Source organism: Massilia orientalis (assembly GCF_030411975.2).
GTDB lineage: Bacteria > Pseudomonadota > Gammaproteobacteria > Burkholderiales > Burkholderiaceae_D > Telluria > Telluria orientalis.
This window is the reverse complement of the sequence record NZ_JASNRB020000010.1, coordinates 26,003-50,987: the sequence shown is the minus strand read 5'-3', so window position 1 is coordinate 50,987 and position 24,985 is coordinate 26,003. Positions and strand designations below refer to the sequence as shown.

Below are 24,985 nucleotides of genomic sequence, written 5' to 3'. Positions count from 1 at the left end.
GGCATACTTGCCACAACGTTGGTTGCATTCTAGAAATAGTCTATCCAACCACACAACACATCTTTATTTTTCATCCGTTTTGCTGCCTCGTTGTGGCGTGGTTTTTCGTGAGAGTCCTGATCTGGTCGCTTTGACATAAATTGTAGGGGACGAGCGATAGGCCTTTACAGAGAAAAACGAGGTCGACGCGCTACATTTGTCCCCTATTACCGCCGTCGACGTGACATTTGTACCGACACCCATTCGTGACAAATCGGCATCAAGAGTCAGTTAGAGCCGAGCGGCCACTGGTGATCGAAGAACACGTCATTTGTCGGTCACGAAATCTTGGATTCTGTCGGGCCGGTTAATCTCCGTCAAATCTCGTATTGTCCGCTTACGGTGATTTCGCCAGATGCGGGAACTCGTAGCGGCTGCCAAGTCCCATTTGCCGAATTCATCGTCACGAAGCCCGCGACCCGAGATCCTGTCGATATGACCAAATACACGGGTCCTACAATACCAATTGCCCCTGGACCGGAGAGTGACGCCGGGATCATCAATGTCATGCCATTATTTTTTGAAGTAAAAGGCAACATCATCTGAAGTTGTCCCGTCGCTCCCAAATTTGCACTCCAGGCGACGTCGACCTGAAACATGACTCGACCTTTAGCGCGCTGGTATGAGCCGTAGACTGCATTCGTCATGAATGATCCCGCCACGGATTTTCCCGATAATATCGGTGTATATGTATTAGAAGCGGCGCCTTCAAGCACTGCCACGGTCCAGTTTGCAGCCTTTCCACTGGAAAGTCTGGCTTTGAACGACGCCGGTGCATCCGGGCTTACCATTGCCGTAATAGTTTCGGCATTCGTTCCATCAACATTCATTACGCGCAGTTGGGCGCCGTCGTAAATCCCCTCCATCGTCTGTGGCGTGATCGTGCGCAACCCCGCTGCACAACCGGCAATCACATAGGTTTGGCCGTTCTGGTGATAGTTGCCTTGCAACTCCCAATTGCTGGTATTCGCCGGATCGACAAATGGTCCCGATGTCTTGCCATTATCGGCAACCGCCTTGCTATTGCCGCTCACGTCAATACCACTCACAAGCGCGCCTGGTCCGAAGTCGACTTCGAGCGCATTTTTTTTATATTGGTAAAACACATTTGCTGTGATTCGTCCGCCTTGAGCCGCCTGAATTGAGATGCTTGAAATTCCATCTCCGATGAGATTTCCGGAGACGTCCAATCCCATTGTTTGGCCAGTATACCCACCAGATACTTTTTCCTTTGCGATCCTGATCGGATACGAGCTTGCCCCCTCCATTTCATTGTTGAGGATGGAAAGCCCGGCGACGCCAGCGGCGTAAATCTGGATACTGGCTGCGTTAAAGTTATTCCCAATGACAAGGTGAGCCCCACCGCCGTCGTCCCTCAGTCCGTATCCCGACTTTCCATTTAACTGATTCTCCTTAATCGTTATTCGATTCGTGAACCCTTTTTTTGCGCCTGCCGTGTGTTCAGGGCCATTCACCAACCAAATGCCCGCATCGTGCCAACCAGCAAATTGGTTTCGCGTAATATCGGCTATTTCCGTCTGATCAAAAATTACGCCATAGCCCCATCCGGAAAATTGCACATTACGGACGCTGATATACGATCCTCCCACGTCAACGTATCCTCCCCCAGCGTTTGCCTTGTTCGTGTTAAAGATAGCAATATCCCGCACTGTGACATATTTCGAAGTCGAACTATTGATTGGCGACACCGTCTTTAGGCCGTCACCCATATGCGTAAAGTGCAATCGCGAGGCCATGATGCCGTCACCGTCAACGATGACATTCGAAGGGATGATGAGCGCCGCCGATGCCAGGCAGGTGCCCTGTATGTGGAGCCGCCCGCCCGGCGACAGGCTGTTCAACGCGGCCTGCAGCCTAACGGTGTCGTCCGTCGTGTCGTCGCATTTGGCGCCGAAATCCTGTGGGGTTACCGCAGCACCGACAAGCCTGTTGCTGGGCCCAGACATGTTCGTCCCGTCCTTTGAGGGCAAAGCCTTCTGTAGCCCGATCGCACCGGCGCCGAGCGATACGCCAGCTAGCAAGTAAATGATGAAATATCGGATTTTTTCCATACGGGAAAATAGCTGACAAAATTGAAGTTGATGCAGTGACAGCGCCGCCGGGGCCGCACGATGTGTCACGCGAGCCGCCATTGTAGTGCAGCACTGCGGGCAACTGGTAGCCCGCCCTCCCCCGCTCAGAACGTCCCGAGCAACCCCAGCCCCACCGTGTTCTGGTAATAGTTATAGTCGATCAGGCTCTGCCCATAACCCGAGAACAGGTGAGCATACCCCTTGATGTGCCCGGCCAGCGGAAACGCCCAGCTGAGCTGGACAGCACCACGCTCGGTGGAAAAATTGCGCCGCAATAAGGCCGAGTAATCGTTGCCGTTGCTGCGGTAGGTCACGACGACATCGCCGCGCCCCATGTAGTCGACGATGTCGCGGTTGTCGTCGTTGGCAGCCGCCTCGTTGACGCGTTTCCAGACACGGCCCAGCACGGTCCACCCTGCCCGCTCCAGGCCAACCTGCGCATAGACCCGGTTCCAGCTGCGCGACAATGTCGAGGTCTGGCCGTTCGACTGGTGCACCAGACCGAGATTAAGAAACCGTGCATTCATTCCGAATACACTGAAATGCAGTGGAGTGACGGCCATCAGCTCGGGTTGATAGTTCGTCTCGCGGAAGGGGCTGGACGCCTCGTGATTGCCGGCTTGCCAGAAGCTGTTCTGCGTATAGCCGAACCACAGATCGACGGGCTTGTCTAAAGCGCTTTCGACCAGCTTCATCTTGAATCCCAGCTGAAACACGAGTTCCGAGTGCGCCAGGTCGCTCGTCAGGTCGGCGATGCGGCGAAACGGCCGGTAGGGTTCGTTGTTGGGATGCACGGTGCGGGTGAACATCAGGTAGTTCACCTGATGCGGACGGAAGTTGAAGACGCCACGCTTGTGTTCCTGGTCCAGTTCCCAATGATCGGCCAGACTGAATTGCCGCACCATGTCGGGCGAGGCGTCGACCGCCGCTGGAACGGGCGGCGCGTCAACGACCCGGGCATTGACCGCGTCCGCATTCTGGGTCGGCGGTGCCGGCGTCGGCGCTAGCGTGACGCCGGCCAGCCGGTCATAGCACGCCAGGCGGTGGGCAGCATCGGTCACGCGCGCGCAATCGGCCAGACCCGGATCGGTCTGCTGAGCCATGGCCGGATGTATTGCGAGGAAGGCAAGCAGGAGGAAGAGGCGGTGATTTCTTGCGGGCATCGGCATCGTCGGGGTTAAACAGCGACAAGAGTCGATGACGAGTGTCCCGGAAATCCGCATGGAATGTCGCACGGCAGCACGATCATGCGCGCCGCCGCGCATTACCGCATCAGTCCGGCACCAGCAAATCCAGCTGCGCCTGCTCCAGATAACACCACTCCCCTTCCTGCAAACCCAGCGACTCGAGCGTCAGCCCGCCGATCTGCGAGCGATGCAACGCGGCGCAATGGTTACCCGCCGCGGCCAGCATGCGCTTGACCTGATGGTATTTACCCTGCTCCAGCACGATCTCCAACTGATGATCGCCCCGCTGTACGCAGGACTGGGCCGCCAGCGGCGCGGGCTCATCGTGCAATTGCACGCCCGACAGGAGCTGGTCGACGAGCGCCTGGGTGACCGGCTCCTGGGTGGTCGCCTGGTACACCTTCGGGATGTGCCGCTTGGGCGACGACTGGGCGTGGATGAACGGGCCGTCGTCCGACATCAGCAGCAGGCCCGTCGTGTCATGATCGAGTCGGCCGACAGGCTGGACGTCGCGCCAGGTAAATTGTTCCGGCAACAAGGTCAGCACGCCAGGATGGTGGCTCGGCTTGCGGGAGCACTCGAAGTTGGAGGGTTTATACAAGGCGATGTAGACGTGTTCGCGATAGACCCATTCTTCGTCGAATACGGTCAGCACCAGGCCGTCCGTCTCCACGAGGGTCTTGTACTTGTCGTGGACTTCGCCATAGATGGCCACGTCGCCGTCTTCGATCAGGGCCCGGCAATATTTGCGTGTACCAAAGCCTTGCGACTGGAGCACGCGGTCAAGGGATAGTTTACTCATGGGGCGAGACTGTAGCAGAAGGATTGCAAGCGTCAAAGTTCAGCAATCCAAGGGTTTCAACTCGAAGCAAGGACTCGTTTGACACATCTCAAGAATTGACTATGTCCCGTTGATACACTGAAACCTAATTAGGAATCGACCTACAGTTACTGAGTGTAGGACTAAAGGTGGGCCGCACCATCCGGCACATCGGAATAACCCCAAACCACGAGGCAAATGTGCAGATCGAAAAAAAGCAGACCCACAGCACCCCGTCTTCATCCGCGGCCACAAGCAGCGGGACGAAGGTGGCCCAGGAATACGCCGCGATTTTCCCGACTCGGCTTGCGCTGGCGCGCTGGACGCGCGGTGGCGACATCCCGCATGTACATTGTTTTGAACACCAGCTGCCGATGCGCGCCGCATGGTATGAGCAGGCTCAGCGCCGTTTTCAGGCCTGGCTGGAGACAGGCGGCTTTCACCAGCCCGAGCCGGGCAGTCTTGATAGCGTTATCGCCGAGACATCGCAGCAAGCGGACGAGGGCGCAGTACTCAGCAGGAAGGTCGTCGTGCATGGCGGCCCGCGCTCGACGTCCCGACCGGCAGGCACATCGTTAGCAAATGTGAAATCGATTCCAGGCGCCCTCGACGACGAACGCCCAAAATGAAAACGACGGCGTACGCCGTCGTTTCCTTCCCGATTGGGACTTCCAGCTTGAGGAATTGAATTCTCTCGAAACCGCACGGATGCGGGTCTGAAGCGGTTCCAGCAACGCCAAGAACAGGCTGGTTTCTTGTCGCTCACACCGAAACAGCTACACACCAACTATAGCCCACCGTTTGTAAGTTTCAAGCCCAATATTGAGACATATCAGTTGTCCACGGCCCGCGCTCAGCGCAAGCTGGGTACGGCCCCCCGGTACATCGAATGCACCGCACCGGCGCCGACCGACGCGCCAAATTTCTTCAGCACACGCTCCGGCAAGCCCTCGTGCGCCGTGTAATCGATGATGTCTTCCGCCTTCACGACATCGCGCGCGACCGTGTCCACGGTGCCGAAGCCATCCGCGAGGCCCATCTCGACCGCCTTGGCGCCAGTCCAGTAAAGGCCGGAAAAGATTTCCGGATTTTCCTTCAGGCGCTTGCCGCGTCCGGCACGCACGACGGCAATGAATTGCTCATGGATTTCGTTGAGCATCTCGAGCGCATGCTGCTTCTGCTTGTCGGACTGCGGGCTGAACGGATCGAGGAAGCCCTTGTTCTCGCCCGCCGTCAGCAGGCGGCGCTCGATGCCGAGCTTGTCCATCAGGCCGGTGAAGCCGAAGCCGTCCATCAGGACGCCGACCGACCCGACGATACTGGCCTTGTTGACGTAGATCCTGTCGGCCGCCGCCGCGATGTAATAGCCGCCCGAGGCGCAGATCTCGTCCACGACCACATACACAGGTTTGTTCGGATACCCCTTCTTGAGGCGCTGGATTTCGTCGACGATGATGCCCGCCTGCACGGGACTGCCGCCTGGGCTGTTGATGCGCAGGACGATGGCTGCCGACCCCGGGTCGGAAAATGCCTTGTTCAGCGACGGGATGACGGTATCGGCGGCGCCGCTGCCTTCGTCCTCGATGGCGCCGTCGATCTCGATCAGCGCAGTGTGCCGGCCCAGCGCTTCGATATCCGAGCTGCCGAAGTTGAAGTCGAAATACGCCCAGATCGCGAAAAATGCCAGCAAAAGAAAGGACAGCTTGAAGAAGATGCTCCAGCGGCGCGAGGCCCGCTGCTCGCGTACGGTGGCAAACACGAGACGCTCCAGGGTCTCGCGCTCCCAGTTGCTGAAGGTCGCCGGGGCGGCCGTTCGGTTGTCGTTCGGATTGTCGTTCCTGGTGTTGTCGCTCATAGATACCTGGTGTGGTTACCTCATCTGGCTGTCGTGCAGGCCCGCTGTCGGCGGACGGACATGCTGGTCCGGTTGCCAATAAATCCGGTTATCGGCTTCCCGCACGGTAATCGGCCGCAGTTTGCCGCCACGGCAAGGGCCGCCTGCGCAGGCGCCGCTCTCGGGCAAGTAAATGGCGCCATGCGTCGAACACATGAGATAAAGCTTGCTCGATTCGAAGAATTCGCCCTTGAACCAGTCCAGTTCGACCGGCACGTGGGCGCAGCGGTTCAGGTAGGCATAGATCCTGCCGCCGAAACGCACGACGAAACCGGTCGCATCGTCACCGAACGCCAGTACGGGGAAACGGACGCCCTTGCCGCCGTCCTCGACGGCCGTGGAATCGCAGATGTAGACGTCTTCGGTATCGCTCATGCGTTCTCGACCAGCCACTGATGCAATTCGGGCACGTTCTTTGCCGTGAAAACCGGATGGCATGCCTGCAACTGCTGGACTGGATGGGCGCCATACTCGACGGCGATGCCGGCGGCGCCGGCATTATTTGCCATAAGCAAGTCATGCGTCGTGTCGCCGATCATAACGGTACGCCGCATGTCCTGGCCGAGTTCCCTTGTCAATTCTTGCAACATTGCCGGGTGCGGTTTGGAAAATGTCTCGTCGGCGCAACGGGTCGCATCGAACACGGAAAGCAGGCCCGCCGCGTTCAGGGCGCGGTTCAGGCCGACCCGGCTCTTGCCGGTCGCCACCGCGAGGAAGTAGCCTTCCTGGGAAAGCTCGTCCAGCATCGCCCGCACGCCCTGGAACAGGACCAGTTCGTGGTCTTTCGTCAGGAAGTGGTAGCGATAGCGCTCGACCATGCGCGGATACAGGGCCGGGTCGATGTTCGGCATGGCGGCCTGCATGGCTTCGCCCAGGCCGAGGCCGATCACGTGCGACGCCGCGGCGTCGCTCGGAACAGCCAGGCCCAGGTCCTTGGCTGCAGACTGTATACATTTGACGATGGTGGCGGTGCTGTCCATCAGCGTACCGTCCCAATCGAAGACAATCAGATCGAATTGCTTTCTTGCCATGTCTCCCGGCGCTCGTGGCGCCGGCTCCTCATTCCGCGTTATCGATGGGTGCTGCGTGTTTTGAGTTCCTGCGCTGGCCCCAAGCTTACCAAGAAACGCTCGCATTCCGCCGGCAACGGCGCCTTCAGGGTAAGCGGCTTGCCCGTGTCGGGGTGCTGGAACGTGATCTGGTACGCGTGCAGGAACATGCGGCGCAAGGCGCCGCGCGCATCGGTTGCCTTCTGAAGCTGCTTGTTGAGCGCAAAATCGCCGTATTTCTCGTCACCGAGGATCGGGAAGCCGCTCGAGGCCAGGTGCACGCGGATCTGGTGCGTGCGCCCCGTCTTGAGTTCCGCTTCCAGCAGCGCGAACGCCGGCCACTTGCGCAGCAGGTTGAATACCGTATGCGCTTCCTGGCCGCCCGCCTGCACGACGACGCGGCGCTCGCCGTCCGGCGTCGTGTATTTGTGCAGCGGCAGCTTCACGTGCTGGCGCGGATTGCGCCAGTCGCCGGCCACCATCGTCAGGTAGCGCTTGTCGGTCGTACCGTCGCGCATTTGCTCGTGCAGGCTAGTCAACGCGGAACGTTTCTTGGCAAGCAACAGCAAGCCGGACGTTTCACGGTCCAGGCGGTGCACCAGCTCCAGGAATTTGGCGTCCGGCCGGGCTGCGCGCAATTGCTCGATGACGCCATACGACACGCCCGAACCGCCGTGCACGGCCACGCCGGCCGGCTTGTCGATCACGAGCAGATGGCTGTCTTCGTGCACGATGGCAAATTCCGCGCCCGGCACAGGGGCGCTGCCCGCGGCCTTTTCGGCGATGCGGACAGGCGGGATGCGAACGATGTCGCCCGTTGCCAGGCGGTACAACTGGTCGATGCGGCCTTTGTTCACGCGCACTTCGCCGGAGCGGAGAATGCGGTAAATATGGCTTTTGGGGACACCCTTGCAGACGCGCAGCAGGTAATTATCGATGCGCTGGCCTGCTTCTTCCTCGGTGATTGTGACAAACTGAGCAGTGGCAGGGGGGCGGTTATCTGTCCGTGATGAAGGGGGAACACCATCGTTTTGCAAGGTCATTCGCTCTGTCTTCCCAGAAATTCTCTCTAAGTCCTTCATTTTGAATATATAATCGACAGGCGGCGGTCAAACCTCTGCAGGTGTAAGAATTAAAACGATATTTTACACAGGGGCGTCTCCATCGGCCCCGCCAAAATGCAAATTCGATGGAAAAAAACGGAATCCCCAAACCGTCGCAAGCGGCAGTAGTGTCGCGGCATCGCAGCGACAATGCGAAAGCGCAGCGGCGGATTTCAAGGATTTCTAGACGTGTACGCACATTCCTGTGCGAACCTGGGTTGCACCGCAGTTGCAATCGGGTAGCCGCACAGGATGCAGGATTGGATTGTTTGGAATTATAAGGATAAGTACCGGCAAGCCGGCCGCAGGGTCGGCTCGCCGGGTGATGGCGTCGATAACGCTTGCCGTTTCGCCCGACCCGAAGTAAGGAGCCGCTAGACCGTCGTGAGCTGTAGCAGTGTTGTTGGAGACAGTCATCCGGGAAGATCAAGCAGGTGCGCAGCACGCGCCGCGGTCTTCACGCCCCGGAGCGCCCGTTTCGGCAGCACCCTTCCGCTCCCCGGCATGCGCGCCCACTGAAGATCTGGCTGTGTCGCACCGCTTGCCTGCCCCTGTGCCGCCCCGATCGGGCCGCCCGGGCCGGCAAGGACGTTCGTGCGCGGGGCAATGTCGTTCGACGCCACTGCGCCCTGTGGCCGGCCATGCCGTGCCACACCCCGGGCATACCACCGCCAACACTCCCTTCCCCGCGTACATCCCTGTACTTTCGCCGCTCTTGCATAAAGACGGCATGAAACGGCCCACGGGTCGCGGAGTTTATAAAAATGAAACGTATGTTGTTTAACGCTACCCAGCAGGAGGAGCTGCGCGTAGCGATCGTCGATGGCCAGAAACTGATCGACATCGATATCGAGACCGCTGGTCGCGAACAGCGAAAGTCGAACATCTACAAAGGCGTCATCACCCGCATCGAACCCTCTCTTGAAGCCTGTTTCGTCAGCTACGGCGAAGAGCGCCACGGTTTCCTCCCCTTCAAAGAAGTTGCCCGGTCCTATTTCCGCGACGGCGTCGACGTCCGCAACTGCACGATCAAGGAAGCCCTGCGCGAAGGCCAGGAAATCATGGTCCAGGTCGAAAAGGAAGAACGCGGCAACAAGGGCGCGGCCCTGACCTCGTTCATTTCGCTGGCCGGCCGCTACCTGGTCCTGATGCCGAACAATCCGCGCGGCGGCGGCGTGTCGCGCCGCGTCGAAGGCGAAGAACGCCAGGAACTGCGCGAGACGATGGACAAGCTGGACCTGCCGCAAGGCATGTCGGTCATCGCCCGCACCGCCGGCATCGGCCGCAACGTCGAAGAGCTCCAGTGGGACTTGAATTACCTGATGCAGCTGTGGCGCGCGATCGAAGGCGCCGGCAAGTCGGCCCCGGGTCCGTTCCTGATCTATCAGGAGTCGTCGCTGGTCATCCGCGCGATCCGCGACTACTTCCAGCCCGACATCGGCGAAGTCCTGATCGATACCGACGAGATCTTCGACCAGGCCCAGCAGTTCATGAGCCACGTGATGCCCGACATGGCGCACCGCGTGAAGCGCTACACGGACGACGTGCCGCTGTTCTCCCGTTTCCAGATCGAACACCAGATCGAGACCGCGTACTCGCGTACCGTCCCGCTGCCGTCCGGCGGCGCGATCGTGATCGACCACACCGAAGCCCTCGTCTCCATCGACGTCAACTCGGCGCGCGCGACGCGCGGTTCGGACATCGAGACCACCGCCTTCAATACCAACTGCGAAGCGGCCGACGAAGTGGCCCGCCAGCTGCGCCTGCGCGACCTGGGCGGCCTGATCGTCATCGACTTCATCGACATGGAAGTCGCCAAGAACCAGCGCGAAGTGGAACAGCGCCTGAAGGATGCTCTGCACCATGACCGTGCACGCGTCCAGATGGGCAAGATCTCGCGCTTCGGCCTGATGGAACTGTCGCGCCAGCGCCTGCGTCCGTCGCTGTCGGAAGGTTCGCACGTGACCTGCCCGCGCTGCTCGGGCACCGGCCACATCCGCGATACCGAATCGTCCGCCCTGCAGGTGCTGCGCATCATCCAGGAAGAGGCGATGAAGGAGAACTCGGCCGCGATCCACGTCCAGGTCCCGGTCGACGTCGCCGCTTTCCTGCTGAACGAAAAGCGCGGCGAAGTCCTCAAGATCGAGACGCGTCACCGCATCACGGTCATCCTGGTCCCGAACAAGCACCTGGAAACGCCGCACTACAAGCTCGAGCGTATCAAGCACGACGATCCGCGCCTGGACGACGACGCCGCCAGCTACACGATGGCCGAGTCGGCCGACACCGACATGGCCTTCGCCAAGCGCCAGAAGGAAGAAGCCAAGCCGCGCCAGGAAGCCGTCGTCAAGACGATCACCCCGGCCCAGCCGGCACCGATGGTCGACCGCCAGCCGGCCAAGCCGGTCGAGGCACCCGCCCCGGCACCGGCCGCCGCGCCCGCCGCTGCCGCCTGGACGCCGCCGGCCCAGGAAGGTTTCTTCACCAAGCTGCGCAACTTCTTCTTCGGCCGTCCGGTCCCCGTCGCGCCGCCGCCCGCACCGGTCGCCCCGCCCAAGCCCGCTGAAGCGGCACCGGCCGCCGGCGAACGCGGCGAGCGTGGCAACCGTGGCCAGCGCAATGCCCGCGGCGGCCGCAACGGCACCGCCGGCGGCAATGGCCGCAACCGCGCCGAGCGCGAGGAACGCGATGTGAACGCCGCCGTGGAAGGCGCCAAGCCGGTCGAGCTTGACGCCAAGCCGGCGCGTCCGCCGCGCCCACCGCGTCAGCCGCGCGAAGCCCGCGAGCCGCGCGAACAGGCCGCCGTCACGGCGGATGCACAACCGCAGGCCCCGCGCGCGGAACGTGCCGAACGCGGCGAGCGTCCGGAACGTGGCGAACGTCCGGAACGCGCACCGCGCCAGCCGCGCCCGCCGCGTGAAGGTGCCGAGCGTACGGAACGCGCCGAGCGCGCCCCGGTGGAAGCCAAGACCGAGGAGCTGAACGCGGCCCAGGCCGTGGCGGCCCAGGCGGCCATCACGCTGGCCGGCGAGCCGGAGATCCCGGAAGCACTGAAGCCGGTGACGGCGAACGTGGCGGAAGCGACCGCAGGCCCGGATGGCGAGGAACTGGACACCGACGCGCACGGCGACGAGCCGCGCCGCCGTCGCCGTCGTGGCGGCCGTAACCGCAACCGTCGCGACCGCGACCAGGTCGAGGGCGCCGAGCAGGACGTCGTCGAAGGCGAAGCCCCGGCTTTCACGCCGGTCGCCGACGAAGAAGCTGCCAAGGTCCAGGCCGAAGCGAAGGCTGCGAAAGCCAAGCCTGAAGCAAAACCCGCCAAGGCCGTTGCCCTGGGTCCGTGGCCGTTCCCGACCTCGGAATCGGTCAAGGCTGCAGCCGTGAAAGCCGCGGCCGAGAAGGCCGCTGCCGAGAAGGCCGCTGCCGAGCAGGCGGAAGCTGCCCGCGTCCAGGCCGAGCAGGCCGCCGCGGCTGCGGCAGCGGCTGCGGCAGCACAGGCTGCTGCGCCGGCGGAGCCCGTCGTCGAAGCAGCGCCGGCCGCCCAGACGCCGTGGCCGTTCCCGACGACCGAGTCGGTTGCCGCTGCCGTGGCCGACAAGGCCGAGGCCGATGTTGCCGCCCAGCCGGTCGAAACGCCTGTCGAAGCCCCGGCCGCCGCTCCAGCACCGGCACCGGCACCGGCGCCGGCCGAGGTCGAACAGCCTGTCGTCGCGCAAGCGGCACCGGTTGCCCCGGCCGTCGCACCGGCCCCGGTGGCCGCCGCGCCGGCCGACCTGAACGAGCTGCTGGAACAAGCCGGCCTGACGCTGGCGTCGACGGATCCGGAAAAGCTGCGCGCCGCCCAGGAAGCGGCCGCGCAGGCGGAGCCGCCGGCACGTCCGCGCCGCACGCGCAAGCAGGCGCCGCCGCCGGTCAACGAGCCGCTGATCCAGGTGGATACGCGTCAATAAACGCGTTGCCCTGACAAGAAGGAAGCCTGCGGGCTTCCTTTTTTTATACCTGTGCTACGATGACCGCGTCGAAAAAGGCAGGACCGTTTTTGGTAAGCCCGGTCCCTTCGCGCGCCATGCGCGGAAGCTCTGTTCCATGCGTCCGCGCATGAGTACCCGCGACGAACCGTCCGGCGCCATTGCGCTTAACGGGTTCGTGCGCGCATGCCCTCAGTGGCGGATCGTTCCGTGCGAGCCCATCATCGGAGCACGTCATGCAACTGAATCACCTGGATCTTCCCGTCCCCGACGTCGCGGCCACCGCCGCCTTCTTCACCACCCATTTCGGCTTCCGCCTGGTCGACACGCGCGGCAATAACGGCTTCGCCCTGCTGCTCGGCACGGGCGGCTTCGCGCTCGTCCTCACGCGGCGCCGCACGGAAGGCGCGCAGGACTATCCAGACAACTTCCATATCGGCTTCCTCGTCGACTCCGACGCAGCCGTGCATGCCGCCCACGCGCGCCTGCAGGCGGCGGGCGTGACGGACCTGCCACCCGTGTCGTTCCAGCGCGGGGCAACGCTGTTCTACGTTCACGCGCCGGGCGGCATCCTGGTGGAAGTGAGTCACCGCTCAGCTGGATGATGCGTGTAAGATGGGCAACTCATCAACCGTTGCCCCACCGCCTTGTCCGCCCCGCCCGCTCCCGTTTCCTTCCGCACCGCCCTGCGCTACTGGCTCAAGCTGGGCTTCATCAGCTTCGGCGGCCCGGCCGGGCAGATCGCCATGATGCACGCCGAGCTCGTCGAACGACGCCGCTGGATTTCCGAGCGGCGGTTCCTGCACGCGCTGAATTACTGCATGCTGCTGCCCGGACCGGAAGCGACGCAGTTGGCGATCTACATCGGCTGGCTGCTGCACCGCGTGCCGGGCGGGATCGCGGCCGGGGTGCTGTTCGTGCTGCCGTCGCTGGTCGTCCTGATCGCGCTGTCGTGGATCTACATGGCGTGGGGCCAGGTGCCCGCCATCGCCGGGATCATGGCGGGCATCAAGCCGGCCGTCGTCGCGATCGTGCTGGCGGCCGCGTGGCGCATCGGCAGCCGGACGCTTCGCAATGGCCTACTGGTCGGCGTCGCGCTGGCCGCGTTCATCGGCATCGACCTGCTGGGCGTGCCGTTCCCCCTGATCGTACTGGGCGCGGCGGCGGTCGGACTCGTCGGCGGCCGGTTGCGGCCCGCGCTGTTCGAACCCGGCGGCGCCCACGGCACGGCAGCCGACGGGGCCCCGCATCCGGCGGCACTGATCGACGACACGACGCCGACGCCGGCCCATGCGCGCTTCTCCTGGCGGCGCCTGGCGACCGTCGGCGTGGCCGGCTGCGCGCTCGGACTGGCATGCTGGGCGGGACTGGCCCTCGTGTACGGACCGGACGGCGAACTGCCGCGCATGGGCGCGTTCTTCGGCAAGATGGCGCTGCTGACGTTCGGCGGCGCATATGCCGTGCTGCCCTACGTCGTGCAGCACGCCGTCGAACAGTATCACTGGCTCGACGCCGGCCAGATGATCGACGGCCTCGCGCTGGGCGAGACGACGCCCGGGCCGCTGATCATGATCGTCGCGTTCGTCGGCTTCGTCGGGGGCTGGACCCATGCGCTGTTCGGATCGGACGCCCGCTTCCTGGCCGGCATGGTCGCGGCTTGCGTGGTGACGTTCTTCACGTTTTTACCGTCGTTCGTGTTCATCCTCGCGGGCGGGCCGCTGGTCGAGTCCACGCGCGGCGACGTGCGGCTGACGGCGCCGCTGACGACGATCTCGGCGGCCGTCGTCGGCGTCATCGCGAGCCTGGCCGTGTTCTTCGGCGCCCACGTGTTCCTCGATCGCGGCGCGCCGCGCTGGGACGCGATCGCCATCGGCACGGCCGCCGCGGTGGCGTTATTGCGCTACAGAACCGGGACGATCAAGACCATCGTTGCCTGCGCCCTGGCCGGCCTTCTGCTATCGTATTGGCATGGCTGAAAAAATCATCATGGTGGCCGACGCGCGCGCGCCCGCGCTGGCCGTCCCCGACACGCTGGAGACACCGACCGGCCTGCTCGCCGACGCCCTCGGGCGGCCCCTGCACGACCTGCGCATCTCCGTCACGGACCGTTGCAACTTCCGCTGCGTGTACTGCATGCCGAAGGAAGTCTTCGACAAGGATTACGCCTACCTGCCCCACGCGGCGCTGCTCAATTTCGAAGAGATCGCGCGCGTGGCGCGGCTGTTCGTGGCCCACGGCGTCGAAAAGATCCGCCTGACGGGCGGCGAGCCGCTGCTGCGCAAGAACCTGGAGCGCCTGGTCGAACAGCTGCGCGCCATCGAGACGCCGTCCGGCCGTCCGCTCGACCTCACGCTCACCACCAACGGCTCGCTACTGGCGCGCAAGGCGCAGACCTTGAAGGACGCGGGCCTGGACCGCGTGACGGTCTCGCTCGACGCCATCGACGACGCGGTGTTCAAGCGCATGAACGACGTCGACTTCGCCGTGGCCGATGTCCTGGCCGGCATCGACGCCGCCCACACCGCCGGCCTGGGGCCCATCAAGGTCAACATGGTCGTCAAGGGCGGCATGAACGACGGCCAGATCCTGCCGATGGCGCGCCACTTCAAGGGCACGCCGGCGATCCTGCGCTTCATCGAATACATGGACGTGGGCGCGTCGAACGGCTGGAACATGACGGAAGTGGTGCCGTCGAGCGAAGTCGTGCGCCGCATCTCGGCCGACATGCCGCTGGAACCGATAGTCGCCAATTACGCGGGCGAGACGGCGCAGCGCTGGCGCTATGTCGACGGCGGCGGTGAAGTCGGCATGATCTCCAGTGTCACGCAAGCGTTCTGTCACGACTGCTCGCGCATCCGCCTGTCGACCGAGGGCAAGCTGTACACGTGTTTGTTCGCGACCCGCGGCCACGACCTGCGCGAACTGCTGCGCGGCGGGCGCACGGACCAGGAGATGCAGACGGCCATCGCCCGGCTCTGGCGCGCGCGCGCCGACCGCTATTCGGAAACGCGCACCGTCAACACGGCGGGCCTGTCCCCGCGGGCGGCCAGCGCACAGAAAATCGAAATGTCCTACATCGGCGGATAAAAAAACATGAACAAGGAATCCATCAGCGGCCTGATCCTGGCCGGCGGCCGCGGCACGCGCATGGGCCACGTCGACAAGGGCCTGCAGCCCTTCGGCGGCACGACCATGGCCGCGCACGTGCTGGCGCGCCTCGCACCGCAGGTGGCGACGGTCGCCATCAACGCCAACCGCAACCTCGATACGTATGCCGCGTACGGCGTACCGGTCTGGCCGGACGATACGCCGGACTACGCGGGCCCGCTCGCCGGCCTGCAGGCAGGCCTGCGCCGCTGCGCGACGACTTACCTGCTCACGGCGCCATGCGATTCGCCGTTCCTGCCGGCCGACCTCGCGGAGCGCCTGCACGAGGGCCTGCGCGCGGCGGGTGCCGATCTCGCCGTCGCGGTCACCGAAGAAAACGGGCGGCGCCAGGTGCATCCCGTGTTCTGCCTGCTGAAGGCCGGCCTGGAGCCCGTGCTGTCGGCCTACCTCGATGGCGGCGGGCGGCGCATGGACGGCTGGTACCCGCAGATCAAGGTCACCGAGGTGCTGTTCGACGCCGCCGACGCCTTCCGCAACATCAACACGCTCGACGAATTGCGCGAACTCGAACCCTTGAAAGTGCCGCGCCTGGCCGACGTGGTCAGCTGCCTGTCCGCATACGACCCGGACGCCCTGCCCGTGCGCGACGCCCAGCGCATCATCCGCGAATTCGTCACGCCCGTGCGCGCGACGGAGATGGTGGCGCTGCGCGCCGCGCTGGGCCGCGTGCTCGCGGCCGACATCGTCTCGCCGATCAACGTGCCGGCCCACGACAACTCGGCGATGGACGGCTACGCGCTGCGCGGATCGGACCTCCCGGCCGACGCGCCCGCGCGCCTGCGCGTGATCGGCACCGCGTACGCCGGCCGCGCGTTCGACGGCAGCCCGCAAGCGGGCGAATGCGTGCGCATCATGACGGGTGGCGTCATGCCGGCCGGCTGCGACAGCGTCGTGCCGCAGGAATTCGTCAGCGTCGAGGGCGACACGATGGTCATCGCACCCGGCACCATCCGCACGGGCGACAACCGCCGCCTGGCCGGCGAAGACCTGAAGGCCGGCAGCGCCGCGCTGCGCGCCGGCAAGATCGTGCGTCCGGCCGACCTCGGGCTGCTCGCGTCGCTGGGCGTGGCGGAAGTCCCGGTGCGGCGCCGCCTGCGCGTGGCATTCTTCTCGACCGGCGACGAACTGCGCTCGATCGGCCAGCCGCTGGACGAAGGCTGCGTCTACGACAGCAACCGCTACACGATCTACGGCATGCTGCAGCGCCTGGGCTGCGACCTGATCGACATGGGCGTCGTGCGCGACGATCCGCAGGCGCTCGAACAGGCGTTGCGCGACGCGTGCGAGAACGCGGACGCCATCATCACATCGGGCGGCGTCTCCGTCGGCGCGGCCGACTACACGAAGCAGATCATGGCGCGCCTGGGCGACGTGACGTTCTGGAAGATCGGCATGCGCCCGGGCCGCCCGCTGGCCTTCGGCCGCATCGCCTCGAACGGCCGCGGCGCCTTCCTGTTCGGGCTGCCGGGCAACCCGGTGGCGGTGATGGTGTCGTTCTACTTCTTCGCCCGCGAGGCGCTGCTGCGCATGATGGGCGCCGAAGCGCCTTTGGCCCTGGTGCGCGCCCGCTCGGCCGCGACGATCCGCAAGAAACCGGGCCGCACGGAATACCAGCGCGGCATCCTGGCCCGCGGCGCGGATGGCCAGCCGACCGTCACGATCACGGGGTCGCAGGGGTCGGGCATCCTGCGGTCGATGTCGGAGGCGAATTGCATGGTGGTGCTGCACGATGAGCAGGGCACGGTGCAGGCCGGCGACATGGTCGACGTGTTGTTGTTCGAGGGCCTGATTTGACTGTCACGTGCCCACGCGCGGGCGCGCCGCGATCGCATGCCCCTGGCCGGAGCGGTCCGGTACCGCCGCAGCGATACGCAGCCCGGCGACGGCACGTTCCATCGTCCTGTTGTCGCGCTGCGCAGCGTACACGGCATAGGCAGAGTGGGAGAATTCCGGTGCATCGCTGACGCGGTGCACCAGTCCAGCGTCCAGCAAGGGCTTTGCCGCGCCGATGCGGAAATAACCGGCGCCTCCGACCGTCAACAGGTAAGTCAGGGCCAGGGGTCCCAGCGACATGTAGATGGGCGGGCTATTCAATTCGGGAAAGGCAGCCTGGTGGTTCGCCGCGAAGTTGGGTCCCCAATCGACATAGATGTACTGGTCGGGATACATCCCCTGCCCGGGATCCGAGGTAATCATGATCAGCTTTTCCTCAACCAGCAATTCCGTCACCAATCCGGGACGCTGCGGCGGATTGTAAAGGAGGGCGATATCCAGTGCGCCGTCTTTCACCTGGTCGAGCAGATGCGTGGGCTGGCCCACTTCCGCGCGCAGCGCGATCTTCGGGCAGTGCCGGCGCATCCAGATCAGCCAGTCGGCAAGCAGCGGATTCCACAGGCTCAGTTCGCCGCCAACGCTGATGCCGTCTTCTCGTCCTGGTGGCAAGGCCGCCTGTTGGCGGGCGCGCTCCCAGATTTGCACCATGTTCGTGGCATGGCGTATGAAATGCTCGCCGGCCAGCGTCAGCCGGGTACCGGCCTTGCTGCGTGCGAACAGGCGTCGTCCCAGTTGCTGCTCCAGCGTACGGATGCGCGCGCTGATCGCGGTCTGTGACACGTGCATGCGTTCGGCTGCAGCGATGAAACTTCCACTTTCCGCAGCTGCGAGAAACGTGCGGGCAAGATTGATGTCCATGTTGACGTCTACGCTAGATGTTCGACCGGCGTCGCAATCGGCGCGGCAGGGCGAGGCGGATCGACATCGCTTATTGGTTGCTTGTGCAGGCCCCTGACCAGGTTGGCCTGCGTGATCATGCCGGCGAACTTGCCGGCGGCATCGATGACGGGAAGGTGATGGTGCCCGAAACTGGCGAACATTGGAACGAGGTCGGCCACCAGCTGGGACGCGCGCACCGTCTTGACGGGGGCGCTCATGATGTCGCCGACCTGCCGGGCATCGGTGTTGTCCATGAAAGGCGGAAGCGCTCCGTGGCGTATGAAGTCCATTTGCGTGACGATGCCCACCACCGAGCGCTCGTCGTCGAGCACCGGCAGCGCCTTGATCTTGTGGTGCACGAGTATCGCCCATGCGCTGCAGACGCTGACGGTCGGCGCCACGGCCAGGACGCCGGTCGTCATGACACGCGCGCAGTCGAGTTTGTCCATCCGGCGGCGATAAGCCCGCACTTCGACGTCGCCGAGGACCGCCTCGAGGTCGCCGACATCGATGTCCAGCATTTCGTTGCGCGCCATGAGCACCGCTTCGAGGTCTGCGCGTGTAAACGGCGCCTTCTCGTCGTTCGTCGGCGCGCGCCTGGCCCGTGCCCGGTGCGGATAACGATGCCCGGTCATGCGGTGGTAGACGATCGCGCTTGCAAGCAGGACCAGGGAGTTCAGGCCGATCGGCAGCACCGCGAACCGGTAACCGAGGGCGTGGATCGCCGGGCCGCCCAACACGGCCGTCAGCGCGACCGCGCCGGATGGCGGGTGAAAACAGCGCAGGGGAAACATCAGGGCGATCGAGAGTCCCACGGCCAGCGCGGACGCCGCCAGAGGCATGTCGATCCAGCGCGCGCATGTCACGCCCAACAGCGCCGCGATCAGGTTCCCGCCGACCAGCGACCAGGGCTGGGCCAGTGGACTGGCAGGCATGCCGAAGAGCAGGACCGCGGAGGCGCCCATGGGCGCCACGAGCAGTGGCAAATCGGACGATGAATGCCCCAACGCCAGGCTGGTGACGGCGCCGGTGATCAGGATGCCGATCAGGGCGCCGAGACAGCTGCGCAGGCGTTCGCGCGCACTGATCTGGTTGGAGGAAGGCAGAAAGTTGTAAAAAAAATGAGTCAATCTTGGCAAAATCATGATCTATCGCGGGCGGGTTGGCAAGTGCGGCGCGAGGCGTCAGCTGACACGCGAATAGCCGCCGGGCACGCCTTCCTTCGACAATACCCATTGCCAGAGCTGCAGGTCGCGCGCGCGGAATGCGCCAGCGCACGATAGCAGGTAATAACGCCACATCCGATAGAACCGCTGGCCCAGCCGGTCGGCGAAACGCGGCCATGCCGTTTCGAAGTTCTCATGCCAGGCCATCAGCGTCCTGTCGTAGTCCGCGCCGAAGTTATGCACGTCCTCGGCGATGAAGAGGCCCTCGATGGCATCGCTGATGTGTCCCAGCGACGGCAGTTCGCCGTTCGGGAAGATATATTTGTCGACCCACGGATCCGAGATGCCGTGACGGTGGTTGCGGCCTATCGTGTGAAGCAGGAACAGGCCCCCGTCGTTCAGGCACCGGTGTGCCACCTCCATGTAGGTACGGTAGTTCTTGTGTCCCACGTGCTCGAACATCCCGATACTGACGATGCGGTCGAAGCGCTCGTTCACCGTGCGGTAATCCTGCAGTCTGAAGTCGAGTTTGGCGTCGGGGTAGCGCTCCCGTGCATAGTTCGCCTGTTCCGCCGAAATCGTCACGCCGACGCATTCCACCTTGTAACGTTCGGTCGCGTAGCGCATGAAGCTGCCCCAGCCGCAGCCAATATCGAGGACCCGCATGCCCGGTTCCAGTTGCAGCTTCCTGCAGACGAGTTCCAGTTTCGCTTCCTGGGCGTCGGCCAGACTGAGCGCGTCCTTCCAGTAGCCGCAGGTGTACGTCATGCGCGGGTCCAGCATGGCAGCATAGAAGTCGTTGCCCAGATCATAATGAACTTCGCCTACCTGCCAGGCGCGGCGCAATGTCTGCCGATTGAACAGGCCGGCGACAACACGGTTGAGCGTCAGGCCGACCGGATTAACGTCGTCTTCCACGCGCGCCGCAAGCAGGCGGTAAAAAAATTCGTCGAGCTGTTCGGCATCCCAGTCGCCGTCCATGTATGCTTCGCCCAACCCCAGGTTGCCGCGCAAAAAAGCGCGCCTGAAGACGTCGGAACGATGAATCCGCATGTCCCATGGCGCGCTGCCGTCGAGGCGCACATTGGCCTTCGCAAGAAGAGACTTCGCACGGGGGTAAAAGAAGGAATGACGGTTTGCCGCGATGGAAGAAGAAAGATAGGCGTCTGCAGTTCTATTCATTGTGCAAGTAACCAGGTCAAGAAGCCAACAGTATGGCGCCCGATTGAGCATATGAATAACGAATAATAATTTGATTAACAGCAAAAATTTTGCAGTCAGGTTGACTGCGAGGCGGCCGACGTTGGCTTTGTCAATGGGCTCGATGAATCGATCGGGCCTTGAAGAAGCCCGATCCTGCGGCGCGGACCTTCGCCGGCGCGGGAGGCCGATCGAAGACGCACGTTGGCACGTGATCGATGCCCCCGGCATCGATCACTCACCCGACGGCACCGTTCAATCAATCGTCGGCGTCGACGTTCGACGGCCCCAGCATCAGCTGCGCCGCCTCGCTCGGCAACGCCTCCACGGACTTGAGCTTGCGCGCCATCTGGCGGCTGCGCACCTCGGCGCTTTCGATGTTCTTCGCGGCGCGTTCCAGGGTCAGCTTGGTCTGCGCCAGCACGTCGCCGAACTTGCCGAATTCCGTCTTCACGGCGCCCAGCACCTGCCACACTTCCGACGAGCGCTTTTCCAGCGCCAGCGTGCGGAAGCCCATTTGGAGGCTGTTGAGCAGCGCCGCCAACGTCGACGGCCCCGCGATCGTCACGCGCAAGGTGCGCTGCAGGTCGTCGGCCAGGCCCGGCCGGCGCATCACTTCGGCGTACAGGCCCTCGGTCGGCAGGAACAGGATGGCGAAATCCGTCGTCGCCGGCGGGGCCACGTATTTTTCGCAGATGGTCTTCGCCTCGCCGCGCACGGCGCGTTCCAGTTCCGCGCCCGCGCGCGCGACGCCGTCGGCATCGCCCTGCTCGGCCGCTTCCAGCAGGCGTTCGTACTGCTCTTTCGGGAACTTGGCGTCGATGGGCAGCCACAGCGGGGGGCCGCCGTCGATTGAGCCCGGCAGCTTGATCGCGAACTCCACGCGCGCGTTCGAGCCGCGCACGGTCTCGACGTTCTTGGCGTACTGGTCGACGGTCAGGATCTGCTCGAGCAGCATCTCCAGTTGCACCTCGCCCCACGTGCCGCGCGTCTTCACGTTGACGAGCACGCGTTTCAGGTCGCCCACGCCGATGGCCAGCTGCTGCATCTCGCCCAGGCCCTGGTGCACTTTTTCCAGCCGGTCGGACACCTGGCGGAACGATTCCGTCAGGCGCGTCTCCAGCGTCGCGTGCAGCTTTTCGTCGACGGTCTGGCGCATCTCCTCCAGGCGCTTGGCGTTATCGTCCTGCAGGTCGCGGATCTTGGCTTCGAGCGTCGCGCGGATCTCCAGCATGCGCTGCGCGTTCGATTCGGTCAGGTTCGCGAGCGCGCCGTTGATGGTGTCGGAAAAGCGCTTGAGCGCGCGCGCCTGTTCCTCGCGGCCGCCCTGCGAATTCAACTGGATCTGCTGGCGCATGCTGTCCAGCTGCTGCACGGTGGCGGCCTGGTTCTGCGCGAGATGCGCGGCCAGTTCCTGGCGCGTGGACTGGGCGCTGGTCTGCAATTCCTGGCGCAGCTCGCGCTCCAGGCGTTCGAAGGCGTGGCGCTCGTCGCCGCCGCGGCGCGCCCGGGTCAGCAGGACGAGCTGCAGGCCGAGCACGGCCAGCAGCGCCAGCGCGAGCACGATGAATTCAAGCGTAGGCATATTAATGCGGACGGTTCCGCATCCAGTCGGCCGTCTGATAAAACGATTGCATCAGCGCGAGGCGCAACTCGTAGTCGTAGCCGAGATCTTCCAGCGCCATCGCCATGCAGCGCAGCCACTGGTCGCGCTCGGACGTGCCGATGGCGAACGGCAGGTGGCGCGCGCGCAGCATCGGATGGCCGTGGCGTTCGATGAAGAGGTTCGGCCCGCCCATCCAGCCGGACAGGAACATGAACAGCTTCTCGCGCGAGCTGTCGTTGGGGACGGGGTGCATCGCGTGGATGCCGGCGAAATCCGGCTCCAGTTGCATCAGGTCGTAGAAACGGTCGACCAGTTCACGCAGGCGGCTTTCGCCGCCGATGATTTCGTAGAGGCTGCGCGTCTCTTCCTGCGCGTCCTGGGACTCTTGGGGTGCGTTGGTATCGGACATCCGTCCATGATAGCGCAACGCACGCACCACTGGAACGTCAAGCCTCCCTGAGTGTCTGCAACGGTGGCTGCCGCAACACATTGCGCAGGCCGAGCCAGCCGCCGACGAGCGCACACACGGCGCCCACGACCAGTCCCGCGACCCACACGGTCGGATCGAACGTCCACGGGAACTTGAACTGGTACCTGGCCAACGCCCAGCCCAGCGCCGCCGCGCCCGATGCCGCCAGCAACCCGGACAGGCCGCCGACCAGCATGAACTCGATGCGCTGCGCCTGCGCCAACTGGCCGCGCGTGGCGCCCAGCGCGCGCAGCAGGCCCGCTTCGCGCGTGCGCTCCGCCTGGGATCCCATCAGCGCCGCGTACAGCACCAGCACGCCCGACGCGAGCGTGAACATGAACAGGAATTCCACCGCCACGACGACCTGGTCCAGCACTTCCTGCACCTGCCGGATGATGCCGCTGACGTCGATGACGGTGAGATTCGGCCACGCGCGCGTCAGCGTGTTGGCCAGGCCGATGCCGCGCGCGGCCAGGTGGAACGCGGTCATGTACGTCGTCGGCGCATCCTTCATCGCGGCCGGGTTGATGATGACGAAGAAGTTCGCCCGCATCGATCCCCATTCCAGCTTGCGCAGGCTCGTGATCTGCGCGTCGACGATCTGGCCGCCCATGTCGAAGCGCATCGTGTCGCCCAGTTTCAGGCGCAGCGTGTTCGCGAGGCCCTGCTCGACCGAGGCCTCCGCCACGCCCGGCGCGTCGCGGTACCAGCGGCCCGCCACGATCTCGTTCGTGGCCGGCAGGTCCGCCGTCGAGGACAGGTTGAATTCGCGCTCGGCGAGCCCTTTCGCCCGCTCGTCCGTGTACGTCGTCGCGGTCACCGCGTTGCCGTTCACCGCGACGAGGCGGCCGCGGATCATCGGATACAAGGTCGGGTCGGGCACGCCGGCCGCGCGGATCGTGCGGGCGACGCCGTCGCGCTGGTCGGGCTGGATGTTGATGATGAAGCGGTTCGGCGCATCGGGCGGCGTCGCCGTGCGCCACGCGGACATCAGGTCGCCGCGCACGACGGTCAGCACGAGCAGCGCCATCAGGCCCAGCGACAGCGACACGATCTGCACGACCGTCGCGCCGGGCCGCCGCTGCAGCGACGTGATGGCGAAGCGCCACGCCTGGTGGCGGAACGCGCCGCGCAGGCGGCGCAGGGACAGCAGCGCGAGCCAGCCGACGAGTGCGAACAGGGCGAACGCGCCGACGAAGCCGCCGGCCGTGAGCAGCGCGAGCTGCAGGTCGCCGGCCTGCCACAGCAGCAGCCCGACGAAGACGGCCGCGCCGAAGCCGTACGTGACCAGCGCGAGCGGCTTCGGTGCCGCCTGCTCGCGCCGGATCACGCGGTTGTGCGGCACGTTGCGCAGCTGGAGCACGGGCGGCAGCGCGAAACCCACGAGCAGCAGCATGCCGGTCGCGATGCCCTGCAGCGCGGGCAGCAGCGACACGGGCGGCAGCTCGGTGGAAATCAGCCCTTTCACCATCTCGAGCAGCACGAAGTGGGCGCCGAAGCCGACCAGCACCCCGAGCACGCTGCCCGCGAGGCCGACGATGACGAATTCGATGAGGAACAGCGCCCCGACCTCGTTCTGCGTCATGCCGAGGCAGCGCAGCATCGCGCAGGCGTCGAGGTGGCGCTGCATGAAGCGGCGCGCGGCCATGGCGACGGCCACCGCGGCCAGCATCGCGGACAGCAAACCGACGAGCGACAGGAAGCGCTCGGCGCGGTCGATCGTCGAGCGCATCTCGGGGCGGCCGTTTTCCAGCGTCTCGATGCGCACGCCGCGCACGTTGTCGGCCGCGATCCGGCCGCGCAGCCAGCGCTCGTAGCCGGCGATCGCGGCCTGGTCGTTGGGCGACTTCGCCGCCACCTGCATGCGGTACGTGACGCGCGCATAGTTGTCGACGAGGCCAGTCGCTTTCAGGTCGGACAGCGCCAGCATCACGCGCGGCGCGAAGTTGGCGAACGAGGCGCCGCGGTCCGGCTCCGACGCGATCAGGCGCGCGACCTTGAAAGGCTTGTCGCCGAGCTGGATCGTCGAGCCGACCTTGATCCGCAGCGGCGGCAGCAGGTTGACGTCGACCCACACCGTGCCCGGCGCGGGCGTGTCGTGCGTGATGTCGCCGAGGGCTTCGCTCGCATCGAGCGTGCTCGTCGTCACGCGCATGGCGCCGCGCAGCGGATAGGTCGTCGACACGGCCTTCACGGACGCCAGCAGCGCCTGCGACGCGTCGCCCTGCCCGGCCTGCGCCATGCTGGGGAACGTCACCGTGTCGGCCAGCAGCAGGCCGCGCCGCGCCGCCTCGTCGCGCCAGTCCTGGCGCAGCGGCTGGTCGGCGTTGACGAGCAGGTCGGCGCCCAGCAGCTGGCGCGCGTCGCGGTTCAGGCCCGAGCGCATGCGGTCGACGAAGAAGCCGACGGCCGCCAGCGCCGACACGGCGACCACCAGCGCCACCAGCAGGAACCGCAGTTCGCCGGCACGCCAGTCGCGCGCGGTCATGCGCAGGGATTGGATCAGCATGG

19 protein-coding genes are annotated in these 24,985 nt (G+C 64.6%); 6 read left to right on the top strand and 13 right to left on the bottom strand.

Features of this window, described 5'->3' with window-relative positions; all coding sequences use genetic code 11:
* Positions 1-356 precede the first annotated feature (356 nt).
* The 3 genes from QPK29_RS17390 to QPK29_RS17380 form a co-directional block, all read right to left on the bottom strand.
* Positions 357-2,180: a right-handed parallel beta-helix repeat-containing protein gene (locus QPK29_RS17390; RefSeq protein ID WP_371770205.1), complete on the bottom strand. Its 1,824-nt coding sequence runs from the start codon at positions 2,178-2,180 to the stop codon at positions 357-359.
* A gap of 56 nt (positions 2,181-2,236) precedes the next feature.
* Positions 2,237-3,235 (bottom strand): phospholipase A, encoded by a 999-nt coding sequence (locus tag QPK29_RS17385; RefSeq protein WP_371770206.1) that lies wholly within the window; start codon positions 3,233-3,235, stop codon positions 2,237-2,239.
* Positions 3,236-3,404: 169 nt separating this feature from the next.
* Entirely contained in the window at positions 3,405-4,121 is a 717-nt protein-coding gene (locus QPK29_RS17380; protein ID WP_371770207.1) for a pseudouridine synthase, read from the bottom strand.
* Between the two features lie 167 nt (positions 4,122-4,288).
* Between QPK29_RS17380 and QPK29_RS17375 the strand changes: the two genes are divergently transcribed.
* A complete protein-coding gene (locus QPK29_RS17375; RefSeq protein WP_160410152.1) occupies positions 4,289-4,768 on the top strand; it encodes a hypothetical protein in 480 nt (159 codons plus the stop codon).
* A 224-nt stretch (positions 4,769-4,992) separates the two neighbouring features.
* On the opposite strand, the gene QPK29_RS17370 is transcribed toward QPK29_RS17375, so the two are convergent.
* From QPK29_RS17370 to QPK29_RS17355, 4 genes are read right to left on the bottom strand one after another with little or no spacing between them, the layout of a single operon-like run.
* The gene (locus tag QPK29_RS17370) at positions 4,993-5,994 is read right to left on the bottom strand and encodes a S49 family peptidase (RefSeq protein WP_371770208.1); all 1,002 of its coding nucleotides are present in this window, start codon (positions 5,992-5,994) and stop codon (positions 4,993-4,995) included.
* A gap of 15 nt (positions 5,995-6,009) precedes the next feature.
* Entirely contained in the window at positions 6,010-6,408 is a 399-nt protein-coding gene (locus QPK29_RS17365) for a Rieske (2Fe-2S) protein (RefSeq protein ID WP_371770209.1), read from the bottom strand.
* Complete coding sequence (locus QPK29_RS17360; protein WP_056328438.1) at positions 6,405-7,064, bottom strand: HAD-IIIA family hydrolase; 660 nt, start codon at positions 7,062-7,064, stop codon at positions 6,405-6,407. The genes QPK29_RS17365 and QPK29_RS17360 overlap by 4 nt, the downstream gene beginning before the upstream one ends.
* A 38-nt stretch (positions 7,065-7,102) precedes the next feature.
* Complete coding sequence (locus QPK29_RS17355; protein ID WP_371770230.1) at positions 7,103-8,125, bottom strand: RluA family pseudouridine synthase; 1,023 nt, start codon at positions 8,123-8,125, stop codon at positions 7,103-7,105.
* An 824-nt stretch (positions 8,126-8,949) separates the two neighbouring features.
* On the opposite strand from QPK29_RS17355, the gene QPK29_RS17350 reads away from it, so the two are divergent.
* The 5 genes from QPK29_RS17350 (at position 8,950) to moeA (ending at position 17,115) form a co-directional block, all read left to right on the top strand.
* Positions 8,950-12,135, top strand: coding sequence for an Rne/Rng family ribonuclease (locus QPK29_RS17350; protein ID WP_371770210.1), 3,186 nt, complete (start codon positions 8,950-8,952; stop codon positions 12,133-12,135).
* 254 nt (positions 12,136-12,389) lie between these two features.
* Complete coding sequence (locus QPK29_RS17345; protein WP_371770211.1) at positions 12,390-12,758, top strand: VOC family protein; 369 nt, start codon at positions 12,390-12,392, stop codon at positions 12,756-12,758.
* 42 nt (positions 12,759-12,800) lie between these two features.
* Positions 12,801-14,129 carry a chromate efflux transporter gene (gene chrA / locus QPK29_RS17340; protein ID WP_371770212.1) on the top strand — a complete coding sequence of 443 codons (1,329 nt, stop codon included), beginning with the start codon at positions 12,801-12,803 and terminating at the stop codon, positions 14,127-14,129.
* Positions 14,122-15,240, top strand: coding sequence for a GTP 3',8-cyclase MoaA (moaA, locus tag QPK29_RS17335; protein WP_371770213.1), 1,119 nt, complete (start codon positions 14,122-14,124; stop codon positions 15,238-15,240). Before chrA ends, moaA begins: the two co-directional genes overlap by 8 nt.
* Before the next feature lie 6 nt (positions 15,241-15,246).
* Positions 15,247-17,115, top strand: coding sequence for a molybdopterin molybdotransferase MoeA (gene moeA, locus QPK29_RS17330; RefSeq protein ID WP_371770214.1), 1,869 nt, complete (start codon positions 15,247-15,249; stop codon positions 17,113-17,115).
* Positions 17,116-17,118: 3 nt separating this feature from the next.
* Here moeA and QPK29_RS17325 read toward each other — a convergent pair whose 3' ends face one another.
* The 6 genes from QPK29_RS17325 to QPK29_RS17300 all read right to left on the bottom strand — a co-directional run bounded on the left by QPK29_RS17325 (position 17,119) and on the right by QPK29_RS17300 (position 24,983).
* Entirely contained in the window at positions 17,119-18,012 is an 894-nt protein-coding gene (locus tag QPK29_RS17325; protein ID WP_056136173.1) for a LysR family transcriptional regulator, read from the bottom strand.
* A gap of 8 nt (positions 18,013-18,020) precedes the next feature.
* Positions 18,021-19,178, bottom strand: coding sequence for an HPP family protein (locus tag QPK29_RS17320; RefSeq protein WP_371770215.1), 1,158 nt, complete (start codon positions 19,176-19,178; stop codon positions 18,021-18,023).
* A gap of 39 nt (positions 19,179-19,217) precedes the next feature.
* Complete coding sequence (cfa, locus tag QPK29_RS17315) at positions 19,218-20,381, bottom strand: cyclopropane fatty acyl phospholipid synthase (protein ID WP_371770216.1); 1,164 nt, start codon at positions 20,379-20,381, stop codon at positions 19,218-19,220.
* A 277-nt stretch (positions 20,382-20,658) separates the two neighbouring features.
* Positions 20,659-21,984 carry a DNA recombination protein RmuC gene (locus QPK29_RS17310; RefSeq protein ID WP_371770217.1) on the bottom strand — a complete coding sequence of 442 codons (1,326 nt, stop codon included), beginning with the start codon at positions 21,982-21,984 and terminating at the stop codon, positions 20,659-20,661.
* Between the two features lies 1 nt (position 21,985).
* Positions 21,986-22,414 (bottom strand): group II truncated hemoglobin, encoded by a 429-nt coding sequence (locus QPK29_RS17305; RefSeq protein ID WP_056136165.1) that lies wholly within the window; start codon positions 22,412-22,414, stop codon positions 21,986-21,988.
* Positions 22,415-22,451: 37 nt separating this feature from the next.
* The gene (locus tag QPK29_RS17300; protein WP_371770218.1) at positions 22,452-24,983 is read right to left on the bottom strand and encodes an ABC transporter permease; all 2,532 of its coding nucleotides are present in this window, start codon (positions 24,981-24,983) and stop codon (positions 22,452-22,454) included.
* Positions 24,984-24,985 lie beyond the last annotated feature (2 nt).

Bases quoted from the DNA above. Each gene is read 5' to 3' on its own strand.
- QPK29_RS17305 (WP_056136165.1), bottom strand. From the start codon at position 22,414: ATGTCCGATACCAACGCACCCCAAGAGTCCCAGGACGCGCAGGAAGAG.
- QPK29_RS17300 (WP_371770218.1), bottom strand. From the start codon at position 24,983: ATGCTGATCCAATCCCTGCGCATGACCGCGCGCGACTGGCGTGCCGGC.
- QPK29_RS17370 (WP_371770208.1), bottom strand. From the start codon at position 5,994: ATGAGCGACAACACCAGGAACGACAATCCGAACGACAACCGAACGGCC.
- QPK29_RS17310 (WP_371770217.1), bottom strand. From the start codon at position 21,984: ATGCCTACGCTTGAATTCATCGTGCTCGCGCTGGCGCTGCTGGCCGTG.
- QPK29_RS17365 (WP_371770209.1), bottom strand. From the start codon at position 6,408: ATGAGCGATACCGAAGACGTCTACATCTGCGATTCCACGGCCGTCGAG.
- QPK29_RS17360 (WP_056328438.1), bottom strand. From the start codon at position 7,064: ATGGCAAGAAAGCAATTCGATCTGATTGTCTTCGATTGGGACGGTACG.
- QPK29_RS17325 (WP_056136173.1), bottom strand. From the start codon at position 18,012: ATGGACATCAATCTTGCCCGCACGTTTCTCGCAGCTGCGGAAAGTGGA.
- moeA (WP_371770214.1), top strand. From the start codon at position 15,247: ATGAACAAGGAATCCATCAGCGGCCTGATCCTGGCCGGCGGCCGCGGC.
- cfa (WP_371770216.1), bottom strand. From the start codon at position 20,381: ATGAATAGAACTGCAGACGCCTATCTTTCTTCTTCCATCGCGGCAAAC.
- QPK29_RS17350 (WP_371770210.1), top strand. From the start codon at position 8,950: ATGAAACGTATGTTGTTTAACGCTACCCAGCAGGAGGAGCTGCGCGTA.
- moaA (WP_371770213.1), top strand. From the start codon at position 14,122: ATGGCTGAAAAAATCATCATGGTGGCCGACGCGCGCGCGCCCGCGCTG.
- QPK29_RS17345 (WP_371770211.1), top strand. From the start codon at position 12,390: ATGCAACTGAATCACCTGGATCTTCCCGTCCCCGACGTCGCGGCCACC.
- QPK29_RS17385 (WP_371770206.1), bottom strand. From the start codon at position 3,235: ATGGCTCAGCAGACCGATCCGGGTCTGGCCGATTGCGCGCGCGTGACC.
- QPK29_RS17320 (WP_371770215.1), bottom strand. From the start codon at position 19,178: ATGATTTTGCCAAGATTGACTCATTTTTTTTACAACTTTCTGCCTTCC.
- QPK29_RS17380 (WP_371770207.1), bottom strand. From the start codon at position 4,121: ATGAGTAAACTATCCCTTGACCGCGTGCTCCAGTCGCAAGGCTTTGGT.
- QPK29_RS17355 (WP_371770230.1), bottom strand. From the start codon at position 8,125: ATGACCTTGCAAAACGATGGTGTTCCCCCTTCATCACGGACAGATAAC.